This is a genomic window from Lysinibacillus sphaericus OT4b.31 (assembly GCF_000392615.1).
Lineage (GTDB): Bacteria > Bacillota > Bacilli > Bacillales_A > Planococcaceae > Lysinibacillus > Lysinibacillus sphaericus_B.
Window position 1 is genome coordinate 3,066,710 of sequence record NZ_KB933398.1, and the last position, 12,821, is coordinate 3,079,530.

A 12,821-nucleotide genomic window follows, 5' to 3' on the forward strand; every position below is an offset into this window, starting at 1 on the left:
TAATTTTGTTAAACATCGGCTCAATTGTATTAGCGTATTAGCATTCAACGTTTGACTCCCCGGTATCTATGCATCTGTTAAAGTTAAATAGTTATAAAGAAAACAACAATCATTACGACTTGAATAACCCCTTTTACTACAGTTGATGTTAAAAAACCTATAAGTGAACCAATGCCACTTTTTACAGCTTCATTAACTGTACGTCGCTCCACTGCCAGCTCTGCAATAACAGCTCCTAAAAATGGACCTATTAATATCCCAGCAATAGGAATAACGAATGGGCCAATTAATAAACCAATTGTACTGCCCCACATGCCCGCATTCGAGCCACCGAACTTTTTTATACCAAATGCATTTGCGACCGTATCAGCACCGAATAGTAATACAACAAATAATATTTCAATTGCCCAGAACCACCAGCTTAAATCAGCAAATGAGAAAAATAATCCATATAGTAAAAAACCACCTAATAGAAAAATTACACCAGGTATAATCGGGTACACGAGCCCAACAAAAGATATGATAAAGCAGGCAATGACCAATATCCATCCAACAACTTCCATAAAATTTCTCTCCTTTTGCCTCACATTGCCTTTTATACGTAGGGTACTATAAAAAGTTTCACAATTTTAATAACGAATACCTAAAATAGAATCTGCGATATTGACGGCATGATCGCCAATACGCTCTAAATTACTGACGATATCCGTGTAGACGACCCCCGCTGCACCGCTACATTCATTCGTATTTAAGCGCGCAATATGTTTTTGTCTTAGTTTATCCTCCATATCATCAATTAAACTTTCTAGCTCAGTGACTTCTTGCGCTAGACTAAGGCTGGCTGTATCAAGAGCCTCGATGCTTTTACGTACCGCTTCAATCGCTAGACTAAACATTCCTATTAAATCTTGGCGCGCTGATTTACTCAAACTTACCTCATGGTGATCCTTATACTGTAAAAGTTCTAAAATATTTTCGAAATGGTCACCAATTCGTTCAATATCCCGTACATTCGTTAACAGAGTATGATGACGAACCGAATCTGCACGAGACAGCGGTTGTTTAGACACCATCACGAGATAGTTGGTAATTTCTTTATCTAAATGATTAAGTGCTACTTCTAATTGTAGGACTGTCGGGATATGCTCTGCCTCACCTGTTTTCATATATAAAAAGGTTTCTTCCAAACCACGTAATGCATGGTCACCCATACGTAAAACCTCTTCTTTCGCCTGACCAAGTGCAATAGCTGGTGAAGAATCAATGAACGAAGGGTCCAGATGTTTTGTCGTAACATCTATATTGCCATCATGCCCTGGCAGTATTTTCGTAACTAGGATTGACAAGCCACCAATAAACGGTAATTGAATCAGCATATTAAAAATGTTAAACGAGCCATGTGCCACAGCTATTTGCATACGTGCCTCTAAATGGAACAGTTCACTTATCCATTGGACATACTGCATAAAAGGTGCAAAAAACAACATAAAAATCACTGTTCCTATGACGTTAAATAGCACATGTGCCGCTGCTGCCCGCTTTGCATAAATAGAAGCACCAAACGATGCTAAAACTGCTGTAATAGTCGTGCCAATATTTTCGCCAAATAAGATGGGTAAGGCACTTTCCAAACCAATTAAATGTTCTGCATATAAGCCTTGTAATACTCCGACAGTTGCTGTAGAGCTTTGTACAAGCAACGTAAAAAGTGTACCAAGAAAAACGCCTAAAATGGGTTGGTCACTTAAAAGTACAGTTAATGAAGCAAAATCAGCTAATTGGTGAAGCATCTGCATACTTGTGCTCATAAGCTCAAGCCCTAAAAACAGACCGCCAAAGCCAAATAAAACTTGACCAACATGGCGATATATTGCTCTTTTAAAGAAAAATAAAAATGCCGCTCCAATCGCGAGTAGCGGATAAAAATAAATACCAATATCAATGCCGATAATAAATGCTGTTAATGTCGTACCAATATTCGCACCCATTATTACGCCAATTGCTTGACGTAATGTTAAAAAGCCAGCACTAACTAGTCCAACTGTAATGACTGTCGTTGCAGAGCTCGACTGGATACAAACTGTCACAATAATTCCGACTAGTACACCCATGAACGGATTTGTCGTAAAACGATTCAACCATTCGCGCAGTCGATCATCTGCTGATTTTTGTAGACCTTCCCCCATTAATTTGATGGAAAATAAAAAGACCCCTAAACCGCCTAAAAATTGAAATAGTATGCTTTGCCAATCTATTGTCAATTGTATTCGCTCCAATTCCTACATCTCTACTACTCTATTTCTAATCATTAAATGAAAAAGTACAAAAAGTAAAGAAAACCTTTAACTTTTTTACATAATGTTAACATTTTAGCATTAGATCCACAGGCAATCGAATTCAATTCATACCTTGTCACAAATGAACATGGTAGAATAGCGATTGGAGGAGATATTTTATGAAACACTCACAACTATTTATTGATAGCCTGATTCATCCTAAAAAACTAGCTGCCTATCGTCTATTACCGATCGGAAAGGTTATTCAATACACCTTTCTACTAGTTAGCTTTGTTACAGTTTTCTCATTCGGCCGTTTCACAGCTGGGATGTCTATCGATACCTTTGATATTAGCGGAATGACGGAATACATAGAAGATATTAAATGGCTATTATATCCGGCAACATTCATCATGCTTTTTGTCTTTACTACCATGCTAATTTTTGCGCAAATCGCCATTTACGCCTTAGCAGGTCTGTTTATATTGAAAGTCATGAAACGCCGTGGTGAATACCGTCATATATGGCGCACAACAACGTTCGCTATTACCTGGGCGACTATCTTAAGTACCCTTTCAGAATACTTACCTACTAGCAATACGATTATCTCAATAATATCGCTACTCTTAACAATTACTCTATTAATCGTAGCCTTTACAAAATATCCAAAACAACCAATTGCAAAATAATGTGCATGATTCCCCTCTCTTCTCAATATAGTGTAGAAAAGGAGGGGATTTTTTGCGAGCATTAATTTTAACAGCTATTATTGTACTTATCGTCTTTGTTGTGAAAATAGATTTAACGGAAGGGACATTACCACTCGCTGCTTTTTATCCTAAAGAAACAGCAAACGCCCTTTGTGAAGAACAACGAGAGCCAAATTATATCAGTGTACAAACCATTCAAGGTGATACTCTCCATAGCTTATTTGCACTACATCCTGCAAAAGTACCCATGACCTTTCCAGAAAGACTACAGCTCTTTTATGAATTAAACCCACATTTACAGTTACAGGCACTTGTTCCTGGCGAAAATATTAAGCTTCCGCTGTCATTTGAATTCCACAACAAATGCAGAAAATGAAAAGTTAACGTTTCTTCCTTGTCCTTATTTTCTTACACTGCTAAAATAAATGACAGTGACGGCTGAAAGTAGTGGCCCGAAAAGGAGAGAAAGTTAATGAGTGAAATTTGTCACCGTTCAAAAACACGTCCTGTACGTGTCGGTAATTTAACAATAGGTGGTAGTAATGAATTATTCATTCAAAGTATGTGTACAACAAAAACACATGATGTCGAAGCAACAGTCGCAGAAATTCTTCGCCTAGAAGAAGCAGGCTGTCAGGTCGTTCGTGTCGCAGTGCCTGATGAGCGAGCAGCTGATGCGATTGCAGAAATCAAGAAACGTATCAATATTCCATTAGTAGCTGATATTCACTTTGACTATAAATTAGCATTAAAAGCGATTGAAAATGGTATCGATAAAGTTCGTATTAACCCAGGTAATATCGGGCGTAAAGAAAAAGTAGAAGCCGTTGTTAACGCAGCCAAAGCTAAAGGTATTCCCATTCGTATTGGTGTAAACGCTGGTTCGTTAGAGCGTCACATTTTAGAAAAATACGGTTACCCAACAGCAGACGGCATGGTAGAGTCTGCGCTACACCATATTAAAATTTTGGAAGACTTAGATTTCCATGATATTATCGTGTCGATGAAAGCATCAGACGTCAATTTAGCAATCGAGGCCTATGAAAAAGCTGCTAAAGCCTTTGATTATCCACTTCACCTCGGGATTACTGAATCAGGTACATTATTTGCAGGTACTGTAAAATCAGCTGCCGGCCTTGGGGCAATCTTGTCAAAAGGAATCGGGAACACGCTACGTATCTCCCTTTCCGCTGATCCTGTTGAAGAAGTAAAAGTAGCACGTGAACTATTAAAATCATTTGGTTTAGCCTCTAACATGGCTACACTTATTTCTTGTCCAACATGTGGTCGTATTGAAATTGACCTCATCTCTATTGCCAATGAAGTAGAAGAATACATTTCTACACTCAATGTACCGTTAAAAGTAGCAGTTCTTGGCTGTGCGGTAAACGGACCAGGTGAAGCACGCGAAGCAGATATCGGTATCGCTGGCGCACGTGGGGAAGGTTTGTTATTCATGAAAGGCAAAACAGTACGTAAAGTACCTGAAAAAACAATGGTTGAAGAGCTGAAAAAAGAAATCGATAAATTGGCTACTGAAATGGCAGAGAAACGCGCGGCTGAAGAAGCAGAAAAAGCGAACGCCTAAGGAGGTGCTAGCATGAAAAAGCCTCGTTTTGGTATCGATATTGATGGCACAGTGACCTGTCCGAGTACACTTATTCCACATATTAACAAGCAATATAATGTCAACATTACATTAGATGATGTGTGCGAATATGACTTTTTGTCTGCATTTCCACATCCTATAGACCGTCTGGCGTTCAATACATGGTTTAAAGCAAACGAGCCTTACATGTATGAAGTTTCAGAAGCCGCCAAAGATGCTAAAGACATTTTAAATGCTTGGCAAAATAACTATGAGTTGTATTACATTTCTGCACGTGGTGAGAATGTATCAGATATAACGTTGAATTGGTTTAAATCTCAAGCAATCCCGTACGATCACATCGAATTGATTGGTAGTCATGATAAGCTGGCAGCGGCAAAAAAGCATAACGTTGCTGCTTTCTTCGAAGATAAGCATGATAATGCAGTGATGCTAGCCGAGGAGTTAAAAATACCTGTTGTGTTATTCGATACACCCTATAATCGACTTGCAGTACCTGACAATGTCATACGTGTCTATAACTGGAAAGAAGCCAATCAATTCATTACAAACTATTTTAAAGAACAGTTGCGCTAAAGTGCGCCCATACATCCACCAGCTGCTTGCTCGTCCGAAGCAATAGTAATACTCTACCTAAGGAAACGAGCGACCACGAAGATGTAACGTGTTAGCCTAGACGATATCTACGTACTTCGTTATCAACAGCTAAAAAACGATTGTTTCATAATAAAAAGAGTCGTGTTCACTTTGCTGAACACGACTCTTTTTTACTACGAACAAAAGGCCATTCAACAGATTAAACCTCCAGTATCCCCCGAACCCATCGATCAACAAAGCTTTCGAACGTAATACCATAGTTGTCGTATATTGCATGATACACAAAATAAGTTCCTAACCTTTCCAGTATTTCATCGTTAATCTTCATAACAAACAGCTCCTTTTCTTTGGAATTAAGTTACGAAGTTTTAAGACCTTCTACCTTTCCCTACCAGACATGGCCTTCAAAACAAGAGTTTCACATAGTATCGTTGCAAAAACGACACAATCTCATCACCTCATGCCCTTTTTTCATGTTTTCCTTTTCGCTAATATAGTAAATAACAACTTGCTTTCTGGAGGGATTACTTGTGAAATGGATGACCAAAGTTATTTGTATCATATGCCTCTCTACATTACTTGTAGGCTGTGGCGATCGACTAACCGAAATTAAAGATGCCGCATCTGGCATTTCCTCAGCAGCTGACTCAGCAGCTACTGCAGTTAGCCGTGATGTTCACGCGATCAGAGCGATTCCGATTGACTACAACGACAAAACATTTACTGCTAATGACTTATTTAAAACTATTTTACGTGACGTACGCTGGGATTATGACGCTAAGCACAACGAGCTACAAGTACATGGCACTTGGCAACCACCATTATTTTCTGAGCAAGGCTGGGACGATACTATACAGAAACAGCTTGCTGAAACTGGTTTGGTCACTGTTACATGCACGATTAAAGGCGATAAAATCGACCGTGCCCTCACCGAGTTAAAGCTTGTCTATAATAATGAAATAATGTACCAAATGAATGGCGAAGAGGCTCTTCATTATCTATATGATACATACTTACAAAAGTAAATTTCTTAGCTTTTCTAGCGATTATTTCGCCTAGAAGAGCTATTTTTATGTAATGGCCTACTACGTAAAGTTTAATTTCAATACCCCTCCCTTCTCATCTCCTATATACTAAAATAATAGCTTTATATTTTTTCACAAAGGGGTTTTGGCTATGAATAAAAAGCATGCTGGCGTTTTACTGGGGGGTGTCCTGTTGCTTGTCATTGCGATGGGCATCAGTCGTTTCGCGTTCACACCGATTTTACCGTTTATGCGGAGAGACGCGGGTTTCACACTAGAAACAGCTGGGTATTTAGCATCTAGCAATTATGTTGGCTATTTTTTGGGGGCTTTATGGGCAGGATTTTTGTTTAGACGTAAAAAATACTTATTATTAGTTAGTGTTATAGTGAATATCCTATCGGTTATTTGGATGGGTCTTACAGAGGCATTTTTTATATGGATGTTGTTGCGCTTTGTTGCAGGTGTTACAGGCGGACTTATTTTTGTCTTAACGTCCAGCATTATTATGGATTACCTAGCGCAGGTGATTTTAACAAAATGGTCTGGCTATTTATTTAGTGGGATTGGGCTTGGTATCGCCATTTCAGGCTTACTTGTGCCTTACTTAGAGCTTTCTTATACATGGAAAGGCGCATGGCTAGGACTTGGGTTTCTTTCACTTGTCTTTTTCTGTATCACCCTTGTCACATGGCGCAAGTTAACCATTCAAGATGGGGTAAAGAAAGTGTCTACGGCTAGCGGAAAGATGACAGCTGGTTTTATGCCATGGCTGATTGCTTCATATGGTTTAGAGGGGCTTGGCTATATTATAACGGGTACATTTTTAGTAGACATTATTCATAATATCCCTACATTATCAGCCTATTCTTCATATAGCTGGGTAGTGGTTGGTTTAGCTGCTGTGCCATCTGCCCCTGTATGGATTATGCTGTTATCGAAATATTCACCTGTAACCATATTATCGGTTGCATATGTGATGCAGGTTGTCGGCATTATTCTGCCAGTCTTTTCACAAACCGTTCCTAGCGTACTCATTTCAGCGTTTTTATTTGGTATGACCTTTGTTGGTATTGTAACGATGACCACATCCTATGCTAGACAAGTATTTCCTAGCCAGAGTAACGCAGTGGTTTCTGTGTTAACAACATTTTATGCATTCGGACAAATTATCGGACCGATTATTGCGGGTAAATTGGCCGCTTATTATGATAGCTATAAAGCAGCCTTACTTTTCGCTGGGATTATGGTTTTTGCAGCCCTTGTGATTATGCTCATCGGCCATTACAAAACACATGTACGTATGGACAGTCACAATAATGGTATATCCATCGAAACATAGAAGCTACGCTGTGCCATGTGCACAGCGTAGCTTCTATGTATTTACATATCAAAATTGGTATGAACCAGCCATGAAATCAGTGCATACTTTCTCAAAAAATCTTACAATTTTGAAATATACGAGCCTATTATTTGAATTCTATTAAACCATCACGTTATAATCAAAGTATCACGTGATGGTTCGGAGGTGTTTGTATTGGGACAGAGAAATTAAGAATTGGCGAATTTGCAGAAAAAACAGGCATTACTAAAAGAACAATTGATTACTATACAAATATTGGTCTGTTAGTAGCTGAACGATCTGCATCGAATTATCGCTACTATGAACCTACTATGATTGACCGGCTCCATTATATCGAGCAACGCAAACTGGAGGGTCTGTCACTTGAAGAAATACAGCACGAACTAAATATCACACCGTATGAAGAAATTGATGTCCAAACGCTTCGCTTAAAAATGCAAGATTTGGAGCATGATGTCACGTCTCTACTTGCGCAGATGGACAAACAAGACCAAAAAAATATACAAACAATCAAAAAAAATGTTTCGCCTGAAAGTATTGCACTTATGCAATCTTTACTACTACTCATTAATAATTAGGAGGTGACGTTCTGTTTTAACAGAACGACTATTTGGAGACCATACTTAACTTATCGATTTTTACCATTTTATTAGCATTAACAGGCTTTTTCGTGGCAACAGAATTCGCTATCGTAAAAGTACGTTCCTCAAGGCTTGACCAACTGATCGCAGAGGGCAATAAAAAAGCCATTTCTGCCAAGCATGTCGTCGATCACTTAGATGAGTACTTATCGGCCTGCCAGCTTGGTATTACGGTTACAGCACTTGGTATCGGGATGGTCGGTGAAAAAACCTTTGAATTTATGCTACATCCACTTTTTGAAATGGTCGGTATTTCCGATAAGTACATGACAATTTTTACAATTGGTTCAGCTTTCGCCATCGCAACATTCCTACATGTTGTTGTCGGAGAATTAGCACCTAAAACAGCTGCCATCCAAAAAGCAGAAACGATTACACTACTTTTTGCAAAACCAATTATGGCTTTCTATAAATTAATGTATCCATTCATTTGGTTTTTAAACGGCTCTGCCCGTGTTCTCGTTGGCTTATTTGGCATGAAGCCCGCTTCTGAGCATGAACTATCACATACAGAGGAAGAATTACGTCTTTTGCTTTCTGAAAGCTTTAAAAGCGGTGAAATCAATAAAAACGAGTTAAAATTCGTTAATAATATCTTTGAATTTGACGAACGCATTGCACGCGAAATTATGGTGCCACGAACGGAAATAGTAGGTATAGAAAAAAACGAATCATTTACAGATATCATTCACTTTATCGCCTCAGAAAAATATACACGATACCCCGTTTATGACGGTGACCGTGATAATATTTTAGGCTCACTCAACTCAAAGGAATTATTCACCCATGGATTGATTGAGCAGTTAACAGACGAATCATTAGTGCTTGAAAATTTTATTAATCCCGTTATTCGTGTTATTGAGACAATCCCAATTCATGAATTACTCGTTCGTATGCAAAAAGATCGTATTCATATGGCGATTTTAATGGATGAATATGGCGGTACTTCTGGTTTAGTAACGGTAGAGGATATTTTAGAGGAAATCGTCGGTGAGATCCGTGATGAATTTGATGGTGATGAAATTGCTGAAATTCGAAAAGTAAGTGAAAATCATTATATATTAAATGCAAAAATGCTTGTAGAAGATGTTGAAAATTTATTGCAAGTCAAACTTGATGCAGAAGAGGTAGAAACACTAGGCGGCTGGTTTTTAACAGTTAATAATGCCAATAAAATAGCCAAAAACATCGAGCTTGCTCCCTATGTATTTAGCGTCTATGAACAACAAGGTCACCAATTACATTATGTAGAGGTTCGACCTTTACGAAAATCAGCAGCAATTGTGACAGAAATTAAATAATCCTGCTACTGTTTTATTGATAGTTTTTATTAAATATGCCTTAAATCACACTATACTAATAGGCTATTCTATCCAAATGTGCTTGTCTTGTTCCATTATTAGCCATCCCCCTATATAATGAAACTATGAATTTGATTTTATTCTCAGGGGGCAATGCTATGAAATTATTCAAGCTTTATCATTCGGACGGTATTCACATTATTACCGACGTAAAAAAACACAAAACAAATATCGAATTAAAAACTATTACAGGTGAAGTATTATATATAATCGTTGTAACTGACGAAAATTATACAGTGTATGATGACCGTTTTGCTGGTGCTTCTAAGCAGTTAAATTCTGTAGAGGCATTTGATATTGACGGTAGCTTCCGAAGCCTAGACTTCGATAATATGCGCACACTATTCAAAGAGGCCTTCACAAAACTGTTACAGGAAATCGCTGAGTGCGTGAATGATAAAGACGAGCTAGTAGATATTGATACACTTCGTCATAAAGTAAGTGCTCAAATTAAAGGCATTCACTTCAGAGTCATCTCTGACACGAAAAAATACGAATATTAATAGCCTTTTCTCATGATTAACATCAAATAGACTGCTCAATGTGGATTATTCCATTGAGCAGTCTATTTATTTTTTTGTGCGTATTCTATCAATCTTAATACATGTTCCATCGGTCATAGCCGCTCCCACTTTTTCAACTTTCATGTATAATGGAGCTTAACAACCTGAAAGAAAGGGTGTTTGGATGAATCGGGAACAACTAATCACACTCGTTACAGAAAAACTAAAATTAATTCGAACAGAAAAAGCGTTAACACAGGATCAGATGAGTGATTTGCTGGGTCTTTCAAAAAAAACACTTGTCCAGATTGAAAAGGGACGTATTCAAACAGGCTGGACAACAGCCGTAGCCATTTGTGCCCTATGCCGTGACAGCTCCATTTTACAACACGAACTCGGAGGTGATCCTCTCGAGGTCATCGATTTAATCGCCAATCACGGGACATTACAACCGAAAGATAAAACAATGGGTGGCTACATATGGTGGAAAAATCTTAGTGAACGCAATGGCTATCGCCTACAGCAAAACGTTATCAGTAATCACTATCGAATTTTAGATACCAACAACTACCGCCTTCTCTCTTCGTTTGACGAGCAAATCACCATGCAAGTATGGGAGAAACTATAAGGTTCCTTTGACTGAGTCAAGATAGTCCATAACAAGGTCTATCTACTAGAACTGTATCTAAAAAGTCCTTCAAACAATAACGCCGTCCGCCTATTATGGTAAAAATCCGCTTCACTTTCCGCAGGCAAGGCATGAGCCGCATTGCGCACTGCTATCTCATGCACTTGCCATACCTTTTCCTGTCGCTATTTTTCACTCACGTTTTCATCGTAAAACCAATTCGTAGGAGTCTACTGGTGATTATTATCCTTTTATCGAAAAATAGCATACTGAATCAATCAATTTCATAATTCACTTTCATATCAATAAAGGCGAAGATGATGAAAGAAAACAAAGCAATTGTTCCTATCACATAAGTATATTCCGCTACAGGCGGACGCTTTCCGCGGAGCACCGATCCTTTGCTTTTTTCTCGCTGGAGTCGCCTCTTTACGCTCCTACCAAAAATGTTCGTGTTTCTTTATAGAAAAAATATTTATGAAATGACTTCTAATAGAAACCTAAAACTTCTTGCTTTACTTTTGGGACAGCCTCATATTAAGAAAGCATGTAAAATAAAATGACAAAAATATATGCAACATATAAATAACGCAATAGTAAATAGCCAGATTGCGGAGTTAGCTTTCGATTAATCCAATACTGCCAATAACATATCATGATTACACCTGGCGTGATGCATCCAATAAATAACGGTTGAGCAAATTTGAATAAATGTAGCATCCCCAATATGAACAAGAGGGTCACCCAAATTATATCCACAGCCACCCATTTTTTTTGTGGGAATAGCTCTGGCTTTTTCGGAAGCTTGTATTTTTTCAATATTAATCGAGTCAACAAAGCGTTTAGTAAAACCGCCACAATTAATATGATAGGTCCCTTAATTGAAATGTGTGAAAAATCTTTCTGGAGCTGCCATATCTCTTCTCTTACTTCTAATGCAGTTGCCTCAGGAATCATGTGAAAAACTTTTGTATCCCAATCCAACATTAATAGTTCGCCGTCAGTAGCAGCATAGTGATACCACTTTAGACGTTGTTGATGCCCATCTTGAAATGTAATGACCAAATCATAAGCTTCGCTGTCAAGATCCTTTACCACATTTGCGGGCAATTGCGTGTTTTGCTGTAAAGCTAAAAGTTTTTCTAGCTGTTGATAGGCTGTTGATGTGAGCTTTTCTACACCAAAATATAATCTTGAGTCCTTGCCATTAAATTGATTGGGTGTATCTGTTTCATAAAAATGAACCGTACGAATAGCATTCGACAAAGGTAGGGTCGCATTTTTATTCGAATAGTTACTTTCAGTTATTAGCATCGTCATAATCAGTACTAACATCGCAAGTACCACTGTAAACACCGTCCGATATTGCCAGTGGTTGGATCTTGTCTTCTTCTGCAATCTCCCCTGTAGTTTTCTCCAGGTTTCCTCCTTTTCTGCATCGTTTCGCTTAACTTCCTGCATTTCCTGTAACAAATGATTTAGCTTTTCATTCATAAGTTAACCCCTCCTCCCCTAAGTGTTTTCTTAGTGTCTGTAAGCCTCTTGCTGTATTATTTTTCACCTTGGCCTCGCTCCACCCAAGTAACTTCGCCGTATCTTTTACTGAAAGTTCTTCTAAATAACGTAAGATAATTGCTTCTCGATATTCGAGCTTAATTTTATAAAGCGCTAGGAATAATGCTGAAAAATCTTCCCCTTTTATTAGAAATTCCTCTGGTAGTACAGTTTCATCTCGAATACATTCGTTATGAACAAACGGGATAAATCGCAAAATTTTCTTGCGCCGAAAATGGTCGTATACTAGGTTTCTTGCTATTTTACGTAGCCACGTATGAACGTTTGATTCTTGTCTGTATGTATGTAAATATTGAAAGGCTTTATAGAACGTTTCCTGCGTTAAATCCTCGGCCATCTCCTTATTGCCTACTAAATAATAAATGTATTTATAAATGGCATCACTATGCATCTTATAGTCCTGTTGAAATTGTTGTAGCACATATTTCCCTCCTTTCCTACCTCAACTCTATAGACGAATGAATAAAGAAATGGCATCACCCCGACATATGATAAAGTGAAACTATTATCAGTAGAGATACACACTGACTATT

The 12,821-nt window shown here is 38.2% G+C and carries 14 protein-coding genes; 10 read left to right on the forward strand and 4 right to left on the reverse strand.

All coding sequences use genetic code 11. The annotated features are described in order from the left end of the window. Positions 1-83 precede the first annotated feature (83 nt). Complete coding sequence (locus H131_RS14080) at positions 84-563, reverse strand: DUF456 domain-containing protein (RefSeq protein WP_010859844.1); 480 nt, start codon at positions 561-563, stop codon at positions 84-86. 66 nt (positions 564-629) lie between these two features. Next, a complete protein-coding gene (locus H131_RS14085) occupies positions 630-2,261 on the reverse strand; it encodes a Na/Pi cotransporter family protein (protein WP_010859845.1) in 1,632 nt (543 codons plus the stop codon). Between the two features lie 194 nt (positions 2,262-2,455). Between H131_RS14085 and H131_RS14090 the strand changes: the two genes are divergently transcribed. The 10 genes from H131_RS14090 to H131_RS14135 all read left to right on the forward strand — a co-directional run bounded on the left by H131_RS14090 (position 2,456) and on the right by H131_RS14135 (position 10,713). Continuing rightward, positions 2,456-2,965, forward strand: coding sequence for a DUF1189 family protein (locus H131_RS14090; RefSeq protein WP_010859846.1), 510 nt, complete (start codon positions 2,456-2,458; stop codon positions 2,963-2,965). A gap of 52 nt (positions 2,966-3,017) precedes the next feature. After that, complete coding sequence (locus H131_RS14095; protein ID WP_010859847.1) at positions 3,018-3,362, forward strand: hypothetical protein; 345 nt, start codon at positions 3,018-3,020, stop codon at positions 3,360-3,362. A gap of 96 nt (positions 3,363-3,458) precedes the next feature. Next, a complete protein-coding gene (ispG, locus tag H131_RS14100) occupies positions 3,459-4,574 on the forward strand; it encodes a flavodoxin-dependent (E)-4-hydroxy-3-methylbut-2-enyl-diphosphate synthase (RefSeq protein ID WP_010859848.1) in 1,116 nt (371 codons plus the stop codon). A 12-nt stretch (positions 4,575-4,586) separates the two neighbouring features. Next, a complete protein-coding gene (locus tag H131_RS14105; protein ID WP_010859849.1) occupies positions 4,587-5,171 on the forward strand; it encodes a 5' nucleotidase, NT5C type in 585 nt (194 codons plus the stop codon). Between the two features lie 560 nt (positions 5,172-5,731). Beyond that, positions 5,732-6,217 carry a hypothetical protein gene (locus tag H131_RS14110; RefSeq protein ID WP_230491901.1) on the forward strand — a complete coding sequence of 162 codons (486 nt, stop codon included), beginning with the start codon at positions 5,732-5,734 and terminating at the stop codon, positions 6,215-6,217. Between the two features lie 151 nt (positions 6,218-6,368). Further along, positions 6,369-7,559, forward strand: a complete 1,191-nt coding sequence (locus H131_RS14115; protein ID WP_010859852.1) for a YbfB/YjiJ family MFS transporter — start codon at positions 6,369-6,371, stop codon at positions 7,557-7,559. Positions 7,560-7,816: 257 nt separating this feature from the next. Then, positions 7,817-8,158 carry a MerR family transcriptional regulator gene (locus H131_RS14120; protein WP_230491902.1) on the forward strand — a complete coding sequence of 114 codons (342 nt, stop codon included), beginning with the start codon at positions 7,817-7,819 and terminating at the stop codon, positions 8,156-8,158. Between the two features lie 32 nt (positions 8,159-8,190). Next, positions 8,191-9,522, forward strand: coding sequence for a hemolysin family protein (locus H131_RS14125; protein WP_010859854.1), 1,332 nt, complete (start codon positions 8,191-8,193; stop codon positions 9,520-9,522). Positions 9,523-9,680: 158 nt separating this feature from the next. Beyond that, positions 9,681-10,085, forward strand: a complete 405-nt coding sequence (locus tag H131_RS14130; protein WP_010859855.1) for a hypothetical protein — start codon at positions 9,681-9,683, stop codon at positions 10,083-10,085. Positions 10,086-10,269: 184 nt separating this feature from the next. Beyond that, positions 10,270-10,713 (forward strand): helix-turn-helix transcriptional regulator, encoded by a 444-nt coding sequence (locus tag H131_RS14135; RefSeq protein WP_010859856.1) that lies wholly within the window; start codon positions 10,270-10,272, stop codon positions 10,711-10,713. Between the two features lie 537 nt (positions 10,714-11,250). Here H131_RS14135 and H131_RS14140 read toward each other — a convergent pair. Further along, positions 11,251-12,207 (reverse strand): hypothetical protein, encoded by a 957-nt coding sequence (locus tag H131_RS14140; RefSeq protein ID WP_010859857.1) that lies wholly within the window; start codon positions 12,205-12,207, stop codon positions 11,251-11,253. Next, positions 12,200-12,709 (reverse strand): RNA polymerase sigma factor, encoded by a 510-nt coding sequence (locus H131_RS14145; RefSeq protein ID WP_010859858.1) that lies wholly within the window; start codon positions 12,707-12,709, stop codon positions 12,200-12,202. Before H131_RS14145 ends, H131_RS14140 begins: the two co-directional genes overlap by 8 nt. Between the last annotated feature and the right edge of the window lie 112 nt (positions 12,710-12,821).